Source organism: Gordonia sp. (in: high G+C Gram-positive bacteria) (assembly GCF_012515855.1).
In the GTDB taxonomy this organism is placed as follows: Bacteria; Actinomycetota; Actinomycetes; order Mycobacteriales; family Mycobacteriaceae; genus Gordonia.
In genome coordinates this window covers 18,908-39,367 of record NZ_JAAYXO010000209.1, presented here as the reverse complement: position 1 = coordinate 39,367, position 20,460 = coordinate 18,908, and the positions used below count along the sequence as shown (strand labels likewise).

The window sequence follows — 20,460 nt, the reverse complement described above, 5'->3', positions numbered from 1 at the left end:
GAACTCGTTGTAGAACTCGACGTTGTGCTTGACGCAGTTCTGGTACAGCGTCTGAAGGATCATGTGGCCGGTGCGGTCGGCGGCGTAGCAGGCGCGGCGAACCGGAGCCTTGCCGTGGTCACGGGTGTGACCGCCGAAGCGACGCTGGTCGATGCGACCTTCCGGGGTGCGGTTGAACGGCAGACCCATCTTCTCGAGGTCGAGCACCGCGTCGATGGCCTCCTTGGCCATGATCTCTGCGGCGTCCTGGTCGACGATGTAGTCGCCGCCCTTGACCGTGTCGAAGGTGTGCCACTCCCAGTTGTCCTCCTCGACATTGGCGAGAGCGGCGCACATGCCGCCCTGCGCCGCGCCGGTGTGGGAGCGGGTGGGGTAGAGCTTGGTCAGAACTGCGGTACGGGCACGCGGCGCGGCTTCGATGGCAGCGCGCATTCCGGCGCCGCCGGCGCCGACGATGACCACGTCATAGCGGTGTTCCTGCATGGGTTTCTAATGCTCCTTAGCTGGCGCTGCCGAAGGTGAGGATCGCGTAGGTGCCCAGCACGAGGATGAGGATCATCGAGAGGGCGAGCAAGGTGTTCAGCCAGAACCGCGTGGAGTCCTTGCGCGAGTAGTCGGCGATGACGGTGCGGACGCCGTTGCCGCCGTGCAGCTGTGCGAGCCAGAGCATGGTGAGGTCCCAGACCTGCCAGAACGGCGACTTCCAGCGATCGGCGACGAACGACGCGTCGATGCGGTGCACGCCGCTGTCCCACATGAGCATGATGAACATGTGGCCGAAGGTCAGGACGATGAGGGCCAGGCCCGAGAATCGCATGAACAGCCATGCGTTCTTCTCGAAGTTGCCGCGGTTGCGGGCGCGAGGTGCGTTCGGCGCGTCCAGGCTGGCGGGACGGTCGTAGTCGGTGCCGAGGGTCTTTGCTTCAGTCATTTTCTCTCAGCTCCCTTTAGAACGCGTGCGTGATCAGGATCTGCAGCATGCGCACGGCAGCGGCGATGAACACGACGGCGAAGACGGTGAGGACGGCCCACAGCATCTGGCGCTGGTACTTGGGGCCCTTGCCCCAGAAGTCGACCAGGATGACGCGGAGTCCATTGAGGGCGTGGTAGAGCACGCAGAAGACGAGGCCGATCTCCATGAGGCCGATCAATGGCGTCTTGTAGGTCTCGATGATCTGCGTGTAGGTGTCCTCGTTGACGCGGATGACCGCGGTGTCGAGAACGTGCACGAACAGGAAGAAGAAGATGGAGACGCCGGTGATGCGGTGCAACACCCACGACCACATGCCGGGGTCGCCTCTGTAGAGGGACCGCTTGCGCACCGGTGCCGGTGCCACTTCTGTCGGGGTGCTCATCGCGAAACTACGCCTCCATTGTCGTCGACTTGGGGATCCGGTCGCAGGCCGATGCGAGGCCGCTGCAAGACCCGATGCACCTGACTTTAAACCTAAGCTGAGTTCCGTCGTAATTTGCACGAACAATGTGACCAAGCTCCACTGTTTTAATTAGGTGTGCCTTACCTTCTGGTTTTAGTGGGAATGGGGATGGAATGAGTGACGCAATTGACTTCGCCCGTTTACGGGACGCGGCTCACACCGTGATGACCAGGGCGTATGCGCCGTACTCAGATTTCGGTGTCGGTGCGGCGGGGGTCACATCCGACGGCGAGGTGATCGTCGGCTGCAATGTGGAGAACGTCTCGTATGGATTGGGCGTGTGCGCCGAGGTCTCGATGATCTGTTCGGGGTTCTCGCTCGGACTGCTCAAGGGCTCCGTCGCCGACGGTGGTCCGCATCTGGTCGCCGTGAGCGTGTGCGACGGCGCCGGCGCGGTACTGACCCCGTGTGGGAGGTGCCGACAGGTGCTGCGCGAGTTCGGTGGCGACGATCTCCTGGTCGATTCGGCGGCCGGTCCGCGCACGCTCGGCTCGCTCCTGCCCGACGCGTTCGGCCCAGAGCATCTGCGCAACGGGTCCGACGTCGGCGACGCGAGCCCGGGGAGGGCGCGATGACGGACGCAGACGATCCCGCCCAGGTCGATCCCCAGCTGTTCGATCCCCAGCTGGTCGATCCGCCGCTGTTCGATCCTGTCGCCCCGATCCTGGCGAAGAAGGACGGCGCCGAACTCACCGACGATCAGATCCGCGGGATGGTCGCAGGCTTCACCGCCGGTCGGGTGGCGCCCGAGCAGATGTCGTCGTTGCTGATGGCGATCGTGCTGCAGGGCATGACCCGCCGCGAGATCGCGACCTGGACCGCCGCGATGATCGATTCCGGCGTCCGCATGGACTTCTCCGGACTCACCCGCGGCGGTCGTCGGCTGCGGACCGCGGACAAGCATTCCACCGGCGGCGTGGGGGACAAGGTGACGCTGCCCCTGACCCCGTTGGTCGCATCGTTCGGGGTGGCGGTACCCCAGCTGTCCGGCAGGGGACTGGGCCACACCGGCGGGACGCTCGACAAGCTCGAGTCGATACTGGGCTGGCGGGCCGAGCTCTCCGTCGACCAGATGCAGCGGCAGCTGACCGAGGTCGGTGCGATGGTGTGTGCGGCCACCGCCGATCTGGCACCGGCCGACCGCAAGCTGTACGCGTTGCGCGACGTGACCGGGACGGTCGCGTCGATCCCGCTGATCGCCAGCAGCATCATGAGCAAGAAGATCGCCGAGGGCACACAGTCGCTGGTTCTCGATGTGAAGGTCGGTTCCGGGGCCTTCATGAAGACGCTCGACGGCGCGCGCGAGCTGGCAGAGACGATGGTCGCGCTCGGCGCCGAAGCGGGGGTCGTGACCTCGGCGCTGCTGACCGACATGTCGACCCCGCTCGGCCGCAGCGCGGGGAATGCCGTGGAGGTCGCCGAATCGCTGGAGGTCTTGTCCGGAGGCGGGCCGGCCGACGTGGTGGAACTGACGCTGGCGCTGGCACGCGAGATGCTCGAGGCATCGGGCCTGCCCGACGTGGATCCGGCCGACCATCTGCGGAACGGCCGCGCGATGGACGCCTGGCGAGCGATGATCGCCGCACAGGGTGGGGATCCCGACGCGCCGCTCCCCGTGCCGCGGCATACGCACGAGGTGACGGCACGGGACGACGGGCACCTCACCTCGCTCGACGCCCTCGCGGTGGGACAGGCGGCCTGGCTGCTCGGCGCGGGGCGCACGAAGCCGGGGGAGGCGGTCTCGGCGACCGCCGGAGTCACCTGGCACGTCGGGATCGGGGACTCGGTGCGACGTGGGCAGCCGCTGCTGACGCTGCACACCGACGACGAGACGCGGATTCCCGCGGCGCTCGAGGCGCTGCGCGATGCGACCGGCGTCGGTGAAGCCGATGCGCGATCCGATCTCCGCTCGCGCGTCCTGGAGCGGGTGCCGTTCAGACGCGGGTGACGACCGCCTCGCCGGTGAGATGGCGGAAGTAGGTGACGGTGATCAGCGCCGCCAGCGGCACGGTGAACAGCAGGCCGATCAGGAGGGCGAGAAAGCCGCCGACCACCAGCGCCAGGTCCAGGAGGATCACCAGAAGGGCGGTTCCGGGTCGGGCGAGCGCGAGCGAGATCGATGCTGCGATAGCGCCGACGCCGTTCAGTCCGGCCGCGGCGGCGAAGAGGTGCGACCACGTGAAGAGGACGCTCAGCACCACGGTGATCGCCAGGGCGATCAGGAGCTGAGTCATCGTGGTCGAGCCGACGATCAGAGTGACCGCAAGATTCACGGCGCTGACGATCACCATGATGACCAGGATCGGAATGTACGCGGTCGGCGCGAAGAAGTCCGCGAAGCGGGCGGCTCCGGTGCGTGAGATCCGCAGGAACCCGGTCACCGTGCACGACATGACGATCGACGCCACCAGGCCGAGCGCGATCGACGAGACCAACGTGCTGTAGGCCGACGGCGTCTCGCCCGCCGCGTAGTTCACGTCTGCGTCGCCGGCCAGAAAGGTGATGGCGGTGTTGGCCGCCAGCAGAAGTGCGCCCCAGACGGCCATGGCACCGACCACCGCGCCCAGATTGTCAGTGACCTGCTTGACCGAGACACTGAAGACGGCGGACAGGGCCGGAGGCGGTGGGGGCGAGATCGTCATGGAGGCTTCCTCGAATCGGTGCGTCGGCAGAAACAAGTGCGTCGCCACCTGGTGTCGCGGGCCCCGCCTGCAGCGACTGTATCCGGCGGAGCTGCGATCGCCGTCTCCGGTGTCGGTCCCTCAGTTGGCGAGCCGCCCCGAGGCGCTCCTCGACGAGCAGGGCGCCCGGATCGGCGCTACCGTCGGAGCATGGTCTCTCGCGCTGCCGCCGACTCCGCTTTCCTCGCCGACGACCACCGGGCCGCGATCACGCTCGGCGACTGTCGACTGGCCCCGAAAGTCCTCCTCCACGACCATCTCGACGGTGGGCTGCGTCCGTCCACCGTTCTCGAGCTGGCACGCGAGTGCGGTTACGACCGGCTGCCGACCGACGACGTCGACCAACTCGCCGAGTGGTTCGCCACCGCAGCGAACCACGGCTCCCTGGAGCGCTACCTGGAGACGTTCGCGCACACCGTCGCGGTGATGCAGACCGAGTCGGCGCTGGAACGCGTGGCCCGCGAATGCGTCGAAGACCTGTGGGCGGACGGTGTGGTGTACGCCGAGGTTCGCTTCGCTCCCGAACTCCACATCGAGCAGGGGCTCTCGTTGAACGCGGTGGTCTCCGCGGTGCTGCGAGGGTTCGCCGCGGGCGAGTCCGCGGCAGCCGAGAACGGCCGCCCCATCGTGGTCCGCTGCCTGGTGACGGCGATGCGGCACGCGGCGCGGTCGCGCGAGATCGCCGAGCTCGCAGTCGCCTTCCGAGGGCGGGGCGTGGTGGGCTTCGACATCGCGGGCGCCGAAGCGGGGAACCCGCCCAGCCGCCACCTCGACGCGTTCGAGTACCTGCGCGCCGAATGTGCGCACTTCACCATCCATGCCGGCGAGGCCTTCGGGCTGCCGTCGATTCACGAGGCGATCGCATTCTGCGGAACCGACCGCCTGGGGCACGGTGTTCGGGTGATCGACGACATCGTGCTGCCCGACGGGGCGCTGCCGTCCGACACCTCGTTCGACGGCGCCGAGTTGGGGGCGGTCGCCAACTACGTGCGCGATAAGCGGATGCCGTTGGAGCTGTGTCCCAGCAGCAACGTGCAGACCGGCGCCGTCGCGTCGCTGGCCGACCACCCGTTCAACATCCTCGCGAAGCTGCAGTTCCGGGTCACCGTGAACACCGACAACCGATTGATGAGCAACACCACCATGAGCCGCGAGTTCATGGTGCTGCACCGGGAGTTCGGGTACGGCTGGGCCGATTTCGAACGGTTCACCGTCAACGCCATGAAGTCGGCCTTCCTTGCGTTCCCCGAGCGGCTCCGGCTCATCGACGAAGTCATCAAACCGGGCTTCGCGGTGCTGCTGGGCTGAGAGGCAAGGGTCGGGTGCTGCCGGGTCGGGTGGCTACCGCGCCCCGGCGATGCGCAGCACGATGTCCGCGTACTGCTGGGCGAGCGCATCGGCATCGGAGTGCTGCTTGGTGGGAAACCACCTGGTCACGTCGATGCCGAGGGAGGTGAGCGCGAGCGTCGCGGTGGGTGCGTCGTCGGGTGCGAACGCACCGGCGGCGACCCCCGCGGCGAGGATGTCGTCGAAGACCGCGGTGGTGGCTCGACGGACGTCGGCGACGAGCGCGAAGTGGTCGTCGGAGAGCGAGCGCAGTTCGTGCTGGATCACGCGCGCGATGGCCCGACGATCGGCGTGCCACCTCACGAAGGCGATCGTGGTGGCCCGCAACTGCTCGGTGGGGGTCGCCGCGCCGTCCCGCGCCGCGGAGATGACGTCGAGGACGTTGCGGTGGCCCTCAATCGCGATCGCGAACAGCAGTGCCTCCTTGGTTTTGTAATGGGGATACACCGCGCCCGGACTCATCCCGAGCTCAGCCGCGATCTCGCGGGTCGTCGCGGCCCCGTAGCCCTTGGCGGCGAACACCTCGCAGGCCGCGTCGCGAATGCGCGCGGCCGCCTTGGACGAGCCGACGTCGTAGTCGAGCCCCGAGGTGGGCGGGGTGCGCTCGGTCCGTTCGGGGGGTGTTGACAACACCTCGTCCTTCCTGAAATATGCGTTTGCATAGAAACTATGCGATTGCATAGATGTCGTCAATGGAAGGTTCGCCATGACCCATGCCCTGTCCCGTCGCGACCTCGACTTCCTCCTCTACGAATGGCTGGACGTCGAAGCGCTCACCGGGCGCGAGCGATTCGCCGAGCATTCACGCGAGACCTTCGACGCCGTCCTCGACCTCACCGCCGACCTCGCCGACAAGTACTTCATCCCGCACAATCGGCTCGCCGACGCGAACGAGCCGCGGATGCTTCCCGACGGCACCGTCGAGATGATTCCCGAGGTCAAGGAGGCGATGGACGCGTACGCGGAGTCTGGTCTGATCGCCGGAACCTTCGACCAGGCGATCGGCGGCATGCAGCTGCCGACCGTCGTCGCACGCGCATCCATGGCCTGGTTGCAGGCGTCCAACGCCGGCACGGCCGCGTATCCGTTCCTGACGGTCGCCAACGCGGCGCTGATTGCGGAGTACGGCACTCCGGAGCAGATCGAGACGTTCGTCGCGCCGATGCTGGAAGGACGCTGGTTCGGCACCATGTGCCTGTCGGAGCCCCAGGCGGGCTCGTCGCTGGCCGACATCACCACGCGCGCCGAACGGCAGGACGACGGCACCTATCGCGTGGTCGGCTCCAAGATGTGGATCTCCGGCGGTGAGCAGGAACTGTCGGAGAACATCGTGCACCTGGTCCTCGCCAAGACCCCCGGCGGCAGGCCGGGCGTGCACAGCATCTCGCTGTTCATCGTGCCGAAGTATCTGCCGTCGGGTGACGGCGTCGGCGAGCGAAACGACATCACGCTCACCGGCCTCAACCACAAGATGGGTAACCGCGGCACCACCAACACGGCGCTCGCGATCGGCGACGGAACGCACCGGCCCGACGGACAGCCCGGAGCGGTCGGCTACCTGGTCGGGGAAGAGCACCGCGGGTTGTCGTACATGTTCCACATGATGAACGAGGCGCGGATCGGCGTCGGCTTCCTCGCGACCTCACTGGGGTACGTGGGCTATCTCAAGGCGGTCGACTACGCGCGCGGTCGCGCGCAAGGGCGCGCGCTGGGTGCCAAGGATCCGTCGTCGCCGCAGGTGCCGATCATCGAGCATGCCGATGTCCGGAGGATGCTGCTGGCGCAGAAGGCGTATGTCGAGGGCGGGCTGGCGCTCGGCCTGTACTGCTCCAAGTTGGTGGATGACCAAGTCACTGCGACCACCGGCGACGTCGCGGGTGACGTCGGGCTGCTGCTCGACGTCCTCACTCCGATCGCGAAGAGCTGGCCCTCGCAGTGGTGCCTCAAGGCCAATGATCTCGCGATCCAGGTGCACGGCGGCTACGGCTACACCCGCGACTACGACGTGGAGCAGCACTACCGCGACAATCGGCTCAACCCGATCCACGAGGGCACCCACGGCGTCCAGGGGATGGACCTGCTGGGCCGCAAGGTGATCATGCAGGGCGGTCGGGGCCTGGCGCTGTTGGCCGAGCGCATTGCCGCCACCGTCGCCGCCGCACGCGACGCGGGCGGGGACGCCGTGCGGTACGCCGACCAACTCGAGGCCGCGTGGCAGCGCATCGTCGAGGTGACCGCAGCGCTGTGGGCCGACGGCGACGCCACCGTCGCCCTCGCCAACTCGTCGGTCTACCTCGAAGCCTTCGGGCATGTGGTGGTCGCATGGATCTGGCTCGAGCAGCTCGTCGCGGTCGGCGGACGCGCGGGCGATTTCTACGACGGCAAGCGCATGGCCGCGCGCTACTTCTACGCCCACGAGCTGCCCCAGGTGGGACCGTGGATCGACCTGCTGGCCTCCAAAGACACCACCACCGTCGAGATGAATCCGAACTGGTTCTGACCGGACCGGTTCTCGACACAGAACGGAAGCGACCGCGGGATTGCTGGAAGTCAGCTCGTCCCGCGGTCGCTTCGGTGTTTCTGGGTGCCGCCGACGGCTAGCCGCGCTTGACCAGGCGATCCTCGAAGTCGTGGACCAGCGCGCGCCAGACCTCGGCCTCGTTGTCGAACGGGCCCGACGGGGCCAGGCGCTTGGGATCCGGGTGAATGGCGTAGTCGACGAACCAGCCGAGGGGCGTCGTGGTGGCGAGGGCCTCGTGCACCGTGTCGATGCCGGCGTAGTCGGCTGCGTCGGTCAGGAGTTCCACGGCGAGGTCGAGCTGGCGCTTGTCGATGCGGCGCGGGCCGTCGAGGATGTCCTCGTGCAGGCCTTCGAGGGCGTAGACGTTCTCCGGGAGGACGTCGAACTGCAGGTCGTTGGTGTCGGCGGCGATCTGAATGTCGTTGAAGGTCGACAGCTTCGTCAGATCGTGATCGTCGTTGTCGGCCAGGAAGCGGGTCAGTGCGCGCTCGGAGCCGAATCCGTAGATGGTTCCGTTGCGCCCGAGGAAGAGTGCGTCGTCGCCCAGGTAGCAGCGGAGAGTGAGGAACTCGCCGCCGTCGACGTAGATGCGGATTGGGTCGATGCCGACGCCCGCCCAGAAGTCGTCCTCGTCGATCGCGTCGTCATCGTCGTCCTCGTCGTCGAGGTCGTCGTCCTCGTCGTCGGGCTCGTTCAGCGGGTCCACCGGATCGAACTCCGGCTCGTCCTCGTCCTCGGCTGACGCCGCGGCGGCGAGCTCGTCCTCGGCGACCGTGGCCGCTTCGGAATCGACCTTCGGCACGGTGATGACGTCGTCGAGGGCGTCGATCACGTCGTCCCAGTGCTTGGCGATCAATCGGCCGATGCGCACCCAGAGGTCGATGCCCTCGCGGCCGTTGAAGTTGGTGGTTCCGACGGTCACCGCGCCCAGGATCGGGTTGCCGTTGAAGAACTTCGTGACCGGCGAGAGCTCACAGACCTCACCGATGATGCGCACGATCTCGAGGGCGTCCTCGAGTTCGGCGAGCACCTCGGGCTTCGGATCCTCGGCGGCGAGCTCGGGGACGCCGATGAGGTCGTAGCTGTGCTTGTCGTCGGGCGCCAGCTCGGCGGCCTGCACCTGCTTGATCGTGTCCCACGCGGGGTGATCGACGAGGTCGTTGTCGTTGTCGGTGCGCACGAAGGCCACCAGATCAGCGACGCTGTTGAGCGCGTACAGGTCGTCTTCGCGACCCAGGAATGCTTCCCACTCGTCATCGCCCTCGCGCCACCGTGGAGCCCACAGTGTGAAGAGGTTGCCTTCGGTCAGTCCGAGTTCGATGGGAACGATGTCACCGGCCATGGTCACTGAGCGTAATCAAGTTCGCGCGAGCGTGCTGCACGGGGCTTGGGTTCATGTCGTGAAACGGCAGTCTTGCACACTCACCGGACGGTTCAGCGCGGGCGGTAGAAGCCCTCGAAGGTCTGTCCGGCGTTGGTGGTGCGCAGCGGATTCACCCCGACGGGGTCGCCGCCGGTCTCGACCATCTGGCCGTTGCCGATGTACATCGCCACATGGCCGGACCACACGGCGAGGTCCCCGGGTTGCAACTGTGATTGCGACACCTGGAAGCCCGCGGTGTCTTGATCCTGCGCGAGCCGAGGCAGTTCCAGGCCGGCCTGGCGATACGCCCACTGGGTGAACCCGCTGCAGTCGAATCCGTCGGTGCTGGTTCCGCCCCAGACGTACGGGGTGCCCTGCACACTGAGGGCCGCGCGAATGGCCTTCGCGGCTCGTTCGTTCGGGGCGTACGAGATCGAGCCGTCGGGCAGGCGGATCGGAATTCGGCCGGTGGCGGTGGCCGGAAGCGCGTCGTCGGAGGTCGGGCCGGTGAGTTCGGCCGGCGCCTGATGCCGCCCGAGGTCGGACGCATCCCGAGTGAGCTCCGACTGCGTGCGCGCGATCACCTGCACGCCCCGCGCCAGATGACTCATCGCCAACGGCACCAGAGCGGCCAGGCCGGCGGGGCTGGTGACCGCGGGGACCGCCGACGCCGCCTTCACGAACGACTCCACGAGAGCGTTCAGTTCGGTGTTGGCCGCCTTCACTCGACCGGCGGCGGCTTCGATCACCGTCGAGATGTCGGTGCCCGCGGTGCCGACCGCGTCATCGACCACGGCGAGCCTGCGGGTGGCGGTCGCCGCTTGCTCGCCGCCGTTGCCCCGCCATCCGGCATCGATCGAGGCGGCGCCGCGCGACGACAGCGCCGACGACTGGCCCAACGCCGCCGCCGTGTCGCTGTAGACACCGGCGACTCCGGGTGGCAGGACACCGGTTCCAAGGGTCGCGACGAGTGCTTTGAGCGGCGCGATCAGGAGTGCAGCGCTCATGCCGGCACTCCGGCTGCGAGGGCGCCGGCGTTGGCGTCGTCGCAACAGTCGTATGACGCCGCCGCGTTGGTGGCGCGTGCGGATGTCGAGGCGTGCCGCGCGGCGAGGGCGTCGAGGGCGGTGGCACGTTGCCCACTGACTCGACCGAGCGCGTCGAGGAACGCCGCGCCGATGATGCCGAACGTCGGAACCAGCGCTCCGGTGTCGATTCGTTCGGCCGCCGATCGTGATGCCACCGTGGCCGCGGCGGAGGCCTGCGTGGAGGCCAAGCCGCCCGGGACCGCGGCGTCGACCGACACCGGGCGCCCGGCCGCGGGGAGGCCCGTACCTGATTGTCCTGTACCTGATTCATCGTTCATATGGATTGGACGCACGCGGGGCCTGATCGGTTCCGCAAGCCCCGCCCGGGCGTGTCTCATACGATGCTTGCATGACCTCCTCCGCCGATTCCGGCTTGCAGATCACGGTTGTCGATCACCCGTTGACGCGGGCCTGGCTCGCCGTCCTCCGCGACGAGGCGACGCCGAACCCGGCGTTCCGCAACGCGCTCGCGCAGTTGTCGACGATGCTGGTCTACGAGGCGTTCGCGGACGCGCCCGAAGTGTCGATGTCGGTCCAGACGCCGGTCGCGACGGCGCCGGGCACCAAGCTGGCGGCACCGCCCCTGTTCGTTCCGGTGCTGCGTGCCGGACTGGGCATGCTCGACGCCGCACTCGCCTCCGTCCCCGAAGCCGGCATCGGCTTCGTCGGTGTGGCTCGTGACGAGGCGACGGCACTGCCGGTGGAGTACCTCGCGTCGCTGCCCCACGACCTGTCGGGACGAGCCGTGTGCGTCCTCGACCCGATGCTCGCCACCGGTGGTTCGCTGGTGCACACTCTCGAACTCATCGCGGCGCGCGGAGCCACCGACGTCACCGCGGTGTGCGTGGTGGCCGCACCGCAGGGCATCGCGGCGCTCCGCGCATGGGGGCGACCGTTGCGCCTGGTGCTCGGGGTGCTCGACGACGGTCTCGACGCGGCGAACTTCATCGTTCCGGGCCTCGGCGACGCAGGCGACCGCCAGTTCGGGCCTCGTTGATCCCTCAGCCGAATCCGTCGGTTCCGCGAGAGCCTGACCAGTACCGAGTGGAGTGATCGTCGATGAGCATGGAATCAGTGGCCTGGGAGGTCATGCACAAGTCGATGACCGCGTCGGATCGCCGGACCACGCGGCTGGATCGACGTGCCACGTTCCGGAGGATCGGTGGTTTCGCTCGACCGCATCGTCGCCGCATCGCGATCTTCCTGTTGCTGTCGGTCGTCACGGCGGTGCTGACCGTGGTGACGCCGCTGCTGGCCGGGCGGGTGGTGAATCTGATCAACTCCGCGAGCCCGTCGGCCGGACGCGAGATCGTCGTGCTGGCCCTGGCGATCGCAGCCATCGCGGTGGCGGAGGCGGGGGCGTCGATCGGCACCCGCTGGTTGTCGTCGAACATCGGCGAAGGGCTGATCCTCGACCTGCGGCGAGCAGTCTTCGACCACGTGCAGCGGATGCCGGTCGCCTTCTTCACGCGAACGCGGACCGGTGCACTGGTCAGCCGCCTCAACAACGATGTGATCGGCGCGCAACGCGCGTTCAGCGACACCCTCTCGGGTGTCGTGTCGAACGTGGTGACCTTGGTGCTCACTGTCGGTGTGATGCTCGCGTTGAGTTGGCAGATCACCATTCTCGCGCTGATCCTGCTGCCGGTGTTCGTGGTGCCCGCGCGGCGGATGGGACGCCGGATGGCGGGACTCGCGCGCGAAGGCGCCGATCACAATGCACGGATGTCGACGCAGATGACCGAACGGTTCTCGGCGCCCGGCGCCACGCTGGTGAAGCTGTTCGGGCGGCCGGAGCTGGAGTCCAAGGAGTTCGGCGATCGCGCCGCCGCGGTCCGCGACATCGGCGTGCGGCAGGCGATGCTGCAGTCGTACTTCTTCACCGCGCTGATGCTGGTGTCGGCGCTGGCGCTCGCGCTGGTCTACGGGCTCGGCGGCTGGCTGGCCGTGCACCAGCACCTGTCCGCGGGCGCCGTGGTCTCCCTGGCCCTGCTCTTGACGCGCATGTATGCGCCGCTCACGGCGTTGGCCAACGCTCGGGTGGAGGTGATGAGCGCGCTGGTGAGCTTCGAGCGCGTCTTCGAGGTGCTCGACCTCGCGCCGCTCATCGTCGACCGGCCCGGCGCGCAGGCCGTCCCCGATCGAGAGCACGGCGTCAGCGTGCGCTTCGACGACGTCTCGTTCGCCTACCCGTCCGCGGACAAGGTGTCGCTGGCCTCCCTCGAGGAAGTCGCGCAGCTCGACACCCGCGGCGGCAGCACCGTCCTGCACGACATCGACCTCGACGTTCCCGCCGGGACCATGGTGGCGCTCGTCGGCAGTTCGGGCGCGGGAAAGTCGACCATCGCCTCGCTCGCCACGCGGCTCTACGACGTCGACGAGGGCGGGATCTCGCTCAACGGCGTCGATCTCCGCGACCTGACCACGGAGTCGGTCCATCGGACGGTCGGTCTGGTGACCCAGGACGGTCACCTGTTCCACGACACCGTCGGCGCCAATCTGCGGCTGGCGAACCCGGCTGCCTCCGACGACGACCTCTGGTCGGCGCTGGCGCGCGCCCGACTCGACGACCTGGTCCGTTCCCTGCCGAACGGGCTCGACACCGTCGTCGGTGAGCGCGGCTACCGGTTGTCGGGCGGCGAACGTCAGCGGCTGACGATCGCCCGACTCCTCCTGGCGAAACCCGCGGTGGTGATCCTCGACGAAGCGACCGCCCACCTGGACTCGACCTCCGAGGTCGCGGTGTCCGAGGCCCTGGCGGAAGCGCTGGAGGGGCGGACGTCACTGGTGATCGCGCACCGTCTCTCCACCGTTCGGGCGGCCGACGAGATCGTCGTCCTGGAAGCCGGTCGGGTGGTGGAGCGAGGTGATCACGACACGTTGCTGGGACTCGACGGCCGTTACGCCGAGCTGTACCGGACGCAGTTCGCGAGCAAGTGACGCCGCTGCCGGGCGGCCGGTCAGTCCACCCAGCTCTGAATCATAGGTTCCACCTTGATGACCGAGCCGTTCTCCCGAATGGTCAGGGCGCTGCGCGTGACCACGTAGTCGACATTGCCGTTGGTTGCGACGAAGCTGTCGCCGCTGCGCGCCGGATAGCCCACCTCGATCGTGTTGCCGCCGGCGAGTCCCTTGTAGTAGTTCCGGCCGACGGTCGAACCCACCTGGCAGATCACCACGCGTGATCGTTCGGTGTAGCCGATGAAGACGGCGGGATCCTCGGGCGCGTTGCAGCGCAGGTTCGAGAAGCCCTGCCGGTCGGCGCCCGCGACCCCGATGGGACCGGTCTGCGGGGCTTGCGTCGTCGGCACCTGTGCGGGCGTCTCGGTGACCGTGTGCGTGGTCGGCGAGACGGTCTCGGTGTGCGTGACGGCCGGGGGCGGTCCGGACGGATCGCTGCTGGAGGCCACGTTCTCCGGGTCGTCGCCGCCGGAGTAGACGACCGCGGCGACCACGCCGCCCACCAGCACGATGATGCCCGCGAAGATCGCGAGGAGGACCACCGGCGATGACCACGGTGAGGGTTTGCGCGGCGGCTGTCCGCCCATCGGCGGATAGTTGGGATCGGAGTAGTGCTGGTAGCTCATCGGCTGTGATTCTCCCCTTGTGCCAGTATTTCCCCTCAGGCTCCGTCCGGAAGCTCGGACAGGACTTCCTGCAGCATCCTCGACAAGGCGCGTCGGTCGGTGCCCGCGGCACCGCCCGCGGTGCCCGTTCTCATCTGACCGTAGTACTTGAGTTTGGGTTCGGTACCGCTCGGACGGGCGAAGACCCGAACGGCCGACCCGTCGGCACCGGTGCCGGTGAGTTCGATGCCGTCGGTCCTCAGTGCGTCGGCGCGTGCGGCGTAGTCGGTCAGGCGCACCGCGATCCCGGCGAGCACGCGGGGCGGCGACGTCCGCAGCGATGTCATCAGAGCGGCGATGTCGGCGGGATCCGGCAGTCGCAACGACCGTCCCGCGGTCACGTGCACGCCGTTCTCGCGCTCGAGCGCGTCGAGGGCGGCGACGAGGCCGCCGCGATCGATCCACGACGACGCCAGACTCGCGCACGCCAACGCCGCGCTGATGCCGTCCTTGTCGCGCACGGCATCGGGGTCGACGCAGTGGCCGAGCGCTTCCTCGTAGGCGTAGGCGAGTGGTTCGCCCGCGCGGACCAGCCATTTGAAGCCGGTCAACGTGCGACGGGTGTCGGCCCCGCGGCGCTGGGCCGCGGCGTCGAGCAAGGTCCCGGAGACGATGGAACTGGCGATCACCGGGGTCGGCGCGTCGCTCGGCCGATTGTCGAGGACCCAGGTCCCGAGGAGGGCGCCCGTCTCGTCCCCGGTGAGCATGCGCCAGGCACCGCCGTCCCGTGCACCCACCGCGCAGCGGTCGGCGTCGGGGTCCAGGGCGATGGCGAGGTCGGCGTTCACCTCGGCGGCTAAGCGCAGCAGCAAGTCGGTGGCACCCGGTTCCTCGGGGTTCGGGAACGCGACGGTGGGGAAGTCGGGGTCCGGTGCGAACTGTTCGGTGACCACGTGGACGTCGTGGTAGCCGCCGCGCCGGAGGGCGTCGACCGCGAGGTCGCCGCCGACGCCGTGCATCGGGGTCAGGGCGATCCGCAGCGGCCCGCGTGCGGTGCCTGCGAATCTCTTCGTCAGTCTGTCGAGGTACGCGGACCTGGTCGCAACCGCTCGGGCATCGGGGGTCACCGGTGTCCGTGCGATCGCGGCGGCGCCGGGGGTGGCGGCGATCGCGGCTTCGATCTCGCGGTCGGCCGGGCCGATCAACTGCGCGCCGCCGTCGAGATACACCTTGTAGCCGTTGTCCTGCGGCGGATTGTGCGAGGCGGTCACCATGACTCCCGTGGCCGCGCCGAAGTGCCTGGTCGCGAACGCGACCAACGGCGTCGGACCGGGCTCCGGGAGAGCGATCACGTCGAAGCCCTTGGCGGCGAGCACCTCGCGGGTGGCCGCCGCAAACGCCTCCGAACCGTGTCGGGCGTCGCGTCCCACCACCACGGGCGCACCGGCGTGGCCCCGCGCCAGGAGCCAGTCGGCCAGGCCGGCGGTCGCTCGGGTCACGGTCTCGACGTTCATGCCGTCGGGGCCTTCCCGGACCGGGCCGCGCAGACCCGCGGTGCCGAAGGTCAGCACGATGTCACTGCGCCGAGATCGCGGCGATGACATTCCGGAGCAAGCGGCCCATCCGTTCGGCGGCGTCCCGGCCGACGGCGAGGACCTCGGAGTGGTCGAGCGGCTCCCCGGTGATGCCCGCCGCCAGGTTGGTGACCAACGAGAGCCCGAGCACGTCGAGCCCCGCCGCACGGGCTGCGATGGTCTCGTGCACTGTCGACATGCCGACGAGGTCCGCGCCCAGGGCGCCGAGCATCCGGATCTCGGCCGGGGTCTCGTACTGCGGGCCCGGCAGCCCGGCGTAGACCCCTTCGGCGAGATCGGGATCGACGCGTCGCGCAGCCTCGCGCAGGGCCGGACGATAGGCGTCGACCATATTGACGAAGTGGGCGCCGTCGAGAGGAGAACGTCCGGTCAGATTGAGTTGGTCGGAGATCAAGACCGGTTGGCCGACGGTCAGTCCGGGGCGGATGCCCCCGGCGGCGTTGGTCAGGACCACGGTGCGGGCACCGGCGGCCGCGGCCGTCCGGATCGGGTGCACCACGCGTCGGAGCGGATGCCCCTCGTAGGGGTGCACGCGGCCGAGGAGCACCAGGACGCGGGCGGCGCCGATCTCGATCGACTGGACCGTCCCCGCGTGCCCCTGCGCCGACGGCGTGCCGAATCCGGGGAGCTCGGCCATCGAGAGTTCGGCGACGGGGTCGCCGAGCGCCGCGGCCGCGGGCGCCCAGCCGGACCCGAGGACCACGGCGACGTCGTGGTGGTCGGCGCCGGTCGCCGCGGCGATCGCTTGCGCCGCGCGCGAAGCGACTTCGTCGGGGCTGGCGTCGGTGCTCTCGGCGTCGTGATCGACGGTGGAATCCATGGCCACAACCATAAGTCTGTTCACCCGTGCCTGCTCCTCCGCCCGGGCGCGGCGATAAGGTTTCTGCCATGCCTTACTTGAATGTCACCGACGACGCCGCCGAGCTCTACCTGGGTACCGAGGGCGTCGAGCTCGACGAGACCAATCCCGAGAATCGCTTCGGCCGCGAGTGGATCGCCAAGGTCTCGGATTTGACCGATGAGGCCGTCGCCGCCAAGAAACCGTTGATCATCAGCGCCACGGGCAAGTTCTTCTCCAACGGCCTCGACACCGATTACCTGTTCTCCGGCGCCGAGCCGTTGCCGACCTATCTTGACGCCGTGCATGCGCTGTACGCCAAGGTGGTCTCGGCGGCGACGCCGACCATTGCCGCGATCAACGGCCACGCTTTCGGTGCCGGAGCCATGCTGGCCCTGTGCGCCGACCACCGCATCATGCGCGAGGACCGCGGTTTCTGGTCGCTGCCCGAGGCCGCGCTCAACATGCCGTTCCCGCGGGGCATGGCGGGACTGCTCCGGACCCGCGTCCCCGACGCCACGCTGACCGAGGCCATCCTGACCTCGCGCCGGTACGGTGCGGCCGACGCCGTGGCCGGCGGCATCATCGAGGAAGCCGTCCCCGCGGACCGACTGCTCGAGCGCGCCCGCGAAGTGGCCCGGGAACGCGCACAGTTCGCCGGCGAGAACCTCGGAAACATCAAACGTGCGCTCCGCCTGCCGCTGCTCGAGGACCTCACCGCTCCGACCCCGGCGACGCTGCTGTGAGTTCGGCCGTGATCGACGCGTGGCTCGCCGCGAATCTCGGGACGGTGGTGGGCTGGCGCCGCGAGATCCACGCCGAGCCGGAACTGTCGATGGCCGAGTTCAAGACGACCGCGAAGGTCGTGAAGATCCTCAGCGAAGCGGGGCTCGCGCCCAAGGTGCTCCCCAAGGGCACCGGTGTCGTCTGCGACTTCGGACCCACCGACGCGCCGCGCATCGGCCTCCGCGCCGATCTCGACGGGCTCCCGATCCCGGAACAGACCGGACTGCCGTTCACCTCGCGGGTGGAAGGCGTCTCGCACTCGTGCGGGCACGACGCCCACACGGCGATCCTGCTCGGCACGGCACTGCTGCTGGCCGAACACATGAACGCGGGCAATCGCCTGCCGTTCGGCGTCCGCCTGCTGTTCCAGGCCGCCGAGGAGGTGATGCCCGGCGGTGCGCTCGATGCGATCGACGCCGGCGTCACCGACGGCCTCACCCGGATGTTCGCGCTGCACTGCGACCCGCACCTGCCGGCGGGCACCGTCGGCCTCCGGGCCGGAGCGCTCACCTCCGCGGCCGATCGCGTCGAAGTCCACCTGCACGGACCGGGCGGGCACACCTCGCGCCCGCACCTCACCGCCGACCTGGTCTACGCGATGGGCACCGTCATCACCGGCCTGCCGGGCTTCCTGTCCCGGCGGGTGGATCCGCGGTCGGGGACCGTGATGGTGTGGGGCGCAGCCCATTCCGGCGACGCGCCGAACGCGATACCGCAGGAGGGACGGCTCCGCGGCACCGTCCGCACCGGCGACCGTGACGTGTGGCAAGACCTGGAACCGCTGGTGCGCAGCATCATCGGTGAACTGGTGGCACCACTCGGCGTGACCTACGACCTCACCTACGTCCGCGGCGTTCCGCCCGTCGTCAACGACGCAGACAGCATCGCGATGCTGCGTCACAGCGTCGATGCGATCGGCCCGGGAGTCGCGGTCGACACGCCGCAGTCACCCGGCGGCGAGGACTTCGCCTGGTACCTCGAAGCGGTGCCCGGTGCGATGGCTCGTCTCGGAGTCTGGAGCGGCGTGGGCCCGCAGTGCGATCTGCACCAGCCGAACTTCGACATCGACGAGCGTGCGCTCGGCGTCGGCATCGCGATGCTGGCGGGCGTGGTACTCGGCGGGGAACTCGGGTAGCGCCTCGGCGTCGCGCTGACCTGCGAATCAGTCCGCGGCCGGTCCGTCCGGGGTGTCGTCCATCGGTTCCGCCGGTCCCGGACCGACGTTGCGGGCCTCATGCAGACGCAGCCGTTCGACGTACTCGGCCGGGGCGCCCGCGACCTCCGCGGCGTCGGCCATCACGCCGAGGTAGCGCGCCGACGGGAGGCCGCCCTCGTAGCCGTCGATCACGTACAACCAGGCCAGGACCGGGCCGTCGGCCGTGGCGACGCGGGTCCGGATCTTGCGATGGACGCCGAGTTCGGTGCCCTCCCATCGGTCGAGGTTCTTCTCGTCCTCGACCGTCACGTCGTACAGCACCACGAAGACCTTGGACGTCTGGTCGTCGCGGTCCTCGGTGACGGTCGCCAGCGATCCCTCCCAGCCGATGTCGTCGCCGGCGAAGGTCAGTCGCCAGCCGTGGAGCCACCCGGTCGACGACATCGGGGAGTGGGGAGCTCGCTCCAGCATCTGGGCGGGGTCCATGTTCGACGCGTAGGCGGCATAGATCGGCACGTCGCCAGCCTATTCGGTCCGGCCCGGGTAGGGAACACCGGTCGGTCGGGAGGCATCGGAGGCGGCGAGGGGATACCGTTGACGTTGGACTTTGAAACATTGCGGACTTTTGAAACTTTGCGAAGGAGCGTTCCCAGTGGCGAAGATCGTGATCATCGGTGGCGGTCCCGCCGGATATGAGGCGGCGCTGAGCGGCGCCCAGTACGGGGCAGACATCACGGTGATCGATTCGGACGGAATCGGCGGAGCCTGCGTGCTGTGGGACTGCGTGCCGTCGAAGACGTTCATCGCCTCGACCGGCATCCGCACCGAGGTGCGCCGCGCGGCCGACCTCGGCGTGGAGATCACCGCCGACCAGGCCTCGGTGTCTTTGCCCCAGGTTCACCAGCGGGTGAAGGACCTTGCTTTCGCGCAGTCGGCCGACATCCGCTCGCGTCTCATCTCCGAGGGCGTCAAGATCGTCAGCGGCACCGCGCAGCTCGGCGACGTGCAGCCCGGGATCGGCGCCCACGAGGTGATCGCGACCCTGGCCGACGGAAGCACCGAGACCTTTGAGGGCGACGTGGTCCTCATCGCGACCGGCGCATCGCCGCGCATTCTGCCGACCGCGGTGCCCGACGGCGAGCGCATCCTGAACTGGCGTCAGCTCTACGACCTCACCGAACTGCCCGAGCACCTGGTGATCGTCGGCTCGGGCGTCACCGGCGCCGAGTTCGCCCACGCCTACACCGAGCTCGGTGTGAAGGTGACCCTGGTGTCGAGTCGCGACCGCGTCCTCCCGCACGAGGACGAGGACGCCGCCCGCGTGCTCGAGGAGGCGTTCTCCGAGCGCGGCGTCACCCTCATCAAGTACGCCCGCGCCGAGAAGGTGACGCGCGACGAGACGTCGGCGACCGTGCACCTCGCCGACGGCAAGCAGGTCACCGGCACCCACGTGCTGATGACCGTCGGCTCGGTTCCCAACACCGACAACCTCAACCTCGAGGGGGCGGGGGTCGCCGTCGACCGCGGCGGCTACATCACCGTCGACCGGGTCTCGCGCACGTCGGTCCCCGGCGTCTACGCGGCGGGCGACTGCACCGGCGTGCTGCCGCTCGCGTCGGTCGCGGCCATGCAGGGCCGCATCGCGATGTACCACGCGCTCGGCGAGGGCGTGAGCCCGATCCGTCTCAAGACCGTCTCGTCGGCCATCTTCACTCGCCCGGAGATCGCCAACGTCGGCGTCTCGCAGAAGGCGATCGATGCGGGGGAGTACCCGGCGCGCACCGTGATGCTGCCGCTGTCGACCAATCCGCGTGCCAAGATGAGCGGTCTGCGGCGGGGCTTCGTCAAGATCTTCTGCCGTCCCGCCACGGGCGTGGTGATCGGCGGCGTGGTGGTCGCTCCGAACGCGTCGGAACTGATTCTGCCCATCGGCATCGCCGTCGAGAACAAACTGCAGGTCTCGGAGATCGCGCACACCTTCTCGGTGTACCCGTCGCTGTCCGGTTCCATAGCCGAGGCCGCACGCCAGCTCATTCGTCACGACGACCTGGACTGAGCGAATCTGATTGTCGCGCACTAATTT

The 20,460-nt window shown here is 68.7% G+C and carries 21 protein-coding genes; 9 read left to right on the top strand and 12 right to left on the bottom strand.

Translation table 11 applies throughout. The annotated features are described in order from the left end of the window. The 3 genes from GX543_RS15515 to sdhC all read right to left on the bottom strand — a co-directional run. The coding region (locus tag GX543_RS15515; RefSeq protein WP_290853199.1) for an FAD-binding protein at positions 1-483 on the bottom strand (483 nt) is incomplete at its 3' end. 16 nt (positions 484-499) lie between these two features. Then, positions 500-931, bottom strand: coding sequence for a succinate dehydrogenase hydrophobic membrane anchor subunit (locus tag GX543_RS15510; RefSeq protein WP_290853197.1), 432 nt, complete (start codon positions 929-931; stop codon positions 500-502). Positions 932-947: 16 nt separating this feature from the next. After that, a complete protein-coding gene (gene sdhC, locus GX543_RS15505) occupies positions 948-1,355 on the bottom strand; it encodes a succinate dehydrogenase, cytochrome b556 subunit (protein ID WP_290853196.1) in 408 nt (135 codons plus the stop codon). 194 nt (positions 1,356-1,549) lie between these two features. Here sdhC and GX543_RS15500 point away from each other — a divergent pair, with 194 nt between their 5' ends. Continuing rightward, positions 1,550-2,011: a cytidine deaminase gene (locus tag GX543_RS15500; protein WP_290853195.1), complete on the top strand. Its 462-nt coding sequence runs from the start codon at positions 1,550-1,552 to the stop codon at positions 2,009-2,011. Continuing rightward, positions 2,008-3,384 carry a thymidine phosphorylase gene (locus tag GX543_RS15495; protein WP_290853193.1) on the top strand — a complete coding sequence of 459 codons (1,377 nt, stop codon included), beginning with the start codon at positions 2,008-2,010 and terminating at the stop codon, positions 3,382-3,384. Before GX543_RS15500 ends, GX543_RS15495 begins: the two co-directional genes overlap by 4 nt. On the opposite strand, the gene GX543_RS15490 is transcribed toward GX543_RS15495, so the two are convergent. Then, positions 3,371-4,078 carry a hypothetical protein gene (locus GX543_RS15490; protein ID WP_290853191.1) on the bottom strand — a complete coding sequence of 236 codons (708 nt, stop codon included), beginning with the start codon at positions 4,076-4,078 and terminating at the stop codon, positions 3,371-3,373. The two genes, GX543_RS15495 and GX543_RS15490, sit on opposite strands and share 14 nt — an antisense overlap. Before the next feature lie 189 nt (positions 4,079-4,267). Here GX543_RS15490 and GX543_RS15485 point away from each other — a divergent pair, with 189 nt between their 5' ends. Then, positions 4,268-5,425: an adenosine deaminase gene (locus GX543_RS15485; protein WP_290853190.1), complete on the top strand. Its 1,158-nt coding sequence runs from the start codon at positions 4,268-4,270 to the stop codon at positions 5,423-5,425. 33 nt (positions 5,426-5,458) lie between these two features. Here GX543_RS15485 and GX543_RS15480 read toward each other — a convergent pair whose 3' ends face one another. Next, entirely contained in the window at positions 5,459-6,097 is a 639-nt protein-coding gene (locus GX543_RS15480) for a TetR/AcrR family transcriptional regulator (RefSeq protein ID WP_366929084.1), read from the bottom strand. A 73-nt stretch (positions 6,098-6,170) separates the two neighbouring features. Here GX543_RS15480 and GX543_RS15475 point away from each other — a divergent pair, with 73 nt between their 5' ends. Next, positions 6,171-7,964, top strand: coding sequence for an acyl-CoA dehydrogenase (locus GX543_RS15475; RefSeq protein WP_290853188.1), 1,794 nt, complete (start codon positions 6,171-6,173; stop codon positions 7,962-7,964). Positions 7,965-8,061: 97 nt separating this feature from the next. Here the strand turns inward: GX543_RS15475 and GX543_RS15470 are convergent, their stop codons facing one another. The 3 genes from GX543_RS15470 to GX543_RS15460 form a co-directional block, all read right to left on the bottom strand. Next, entirely contained in the window at positions 8,062-9,327 is a 1,266-nt protein-coding gene (locus GX543_RS15470; RefSeq protein WP_290853186.1) for a primosomal protein, read from the bottom strand. Between the two features lie 92 nt (positions 9,328-9,419). Further along, a complete protein-coding gene (locus tag GX543_RS15465; protein ID WP_290853184.1) occupies positions 9,420-10,355 on the bottom strand; it encodes a C40 family peptidase in 936 nt (311 codons plus the stop codon). Next, positions 10,352-10,654 (bottom strand): type VII secretion target, encoded by a 303-nt coding sequence (locus GX543_RS15460; protein ID WP_290853182.1) that lies wholly within the window; start codon positions 10,652-10,654, stop codon positions 10,352-10,354. Before GX543_RS15460 ends, GX543_RS15465 begins: the two co-directional genes overlap by 4 nt. Positions 10,655-10,785: 131 nt before the next feature. On the opposite strand from GX543_RS15460, the gene upp reads away from it, so the two are divergent. Continuing rightward, complete coding sequence (upp, locus tag GX543_RS15455) at positions 10,786-11,433, top strand: uracil phosphoribosyltransferase (protein WP_290853180.1); 648 nt, start codon at positions 10,786-10,788, stop codon at positions 11,431-11,433. 62 nt (positions 11,434-11,495) lie between these two features. Further along, positions 11,496-13,376: an ABC transporter ATP-binding protein gene (locus GX543_RS15450; protein ID WP_290853178.1), complete on the top strand. Its 1,881-nt coding sequence runs from the start codon at positions 11,496-11,498 to the stop codon at positions 13,374-13,376. 20 nt (positions 13,377-13,396) lie between these two features. Here the strand turns inward: GX543_RS15450 and GX543_RS15445 are convergent, their stop codons facing one another. From GX543_RS15445 to GX543_RS15435, 3 genes are read right to left on the bottom strand one after another with little or no spacing between them, the layout of a single operon-like run. Continuing rightward, a complete protein-coding gene (locus tag GX543_RS15445) occupies positions 13,397-14,023 on the bottom strand; it encodes a hypothetical protein (protein ID WP_290853177.1) in 627 nt (208 codons plus the stop codon). Positions 14,024-14,058: 35 nt separating this feature from the next. After that, positions 14,059-15,573 carry a phospho-sugar mutase gene (locus GX543_RS15440; RefSeq protein WP_290853176.1) on the bottom strand — a complete coding sequence of 505 codons (1,515 nt, stop codon included), beginning with the start codon at positions 15,571-15,573 and terminating at the stop codon, positions 14,059-14,061. Between the two features lie 4 nt (positions 15,574-15,577). Next, on the bottom strand, positions 15,578-16,417 hold the full coding sequence (locus GX543_RS15435) for a purine-nucleoside phosphorylase (RefSeq protein WP_290853174.1): 840 nt from the start codon (positions 16,415-16,417) through the stop codon (positions 15,578-15,580). A 68-nt stretch (positions 16,418-16,485) separates the two neighbouring features. Between GX543_RS15435 and GX543_RS15430 the strand changes: the two genes are divergently transcribed. Together GX543_RS15430 and GX543_RS15425 are read left to right on the top strand one after the other, a co-directional pair. Further along, positions 16,486-17,181 carry an enoyl-CoA hydratase/isomerase family protein gene (locus tag GX543_RS15430; RefSeq protein ID WP_290853172.1) on the top strand — a complete coding sequence of 232 codons (696 nt, stop codon included), beginning with the start codon at positions 16,486-16,488 and terminating at the stop codon, positions 17,179-17,181. Then, positions 17,178-18,356 carry an amidohydrolase gene (locus GX543_RS15425; protein ID WP_290853170.1) on the top strand — a complete coding sequence of 393 codons (1,179 nt, stop codon included), beginning with the start codon at positions 17,178-17,180 and terminating at the stop codon, positions 18,354-18,356. Before GX543_RS15430 ends, GX543_RS15425 begins: the two co-directional genes overlap by 4 nt. Before the next feature lie 27 nt (positions 18,357-18,383). On the opposite strand, the gene GX543_RS15420 is transcribed toward GX543_RS15425, so the two are convergent. Next, positions 18,384-18,893, bottom strand: a complete 510-nt coding sequence (locus GX543_RS15420; RefSeq protein ID WP_290853169.1) for a gamma-glutamylcyclotransferase — start codon at positions 18,891-18,893, stop codon at positions 18,384-18,386. A gap of 136 nt (positions 18,894-19,029) precedes the next feature. On the opposite strand from GX543_RS15420, the gene GX543_RS15415 reads away from it, so the two are divergent. Further along, entirely contained in the window at positions 19,030-20,433 is a 1,404-nt protein-coding gene (locus GX543_RS15415; RefSeq protein ID WP_290853168.1) for an NAD(P)H-quinone dehydrogenase, read from the top strand. Positions 20,434-20,460: the final 27 nt, after the last annotated feature.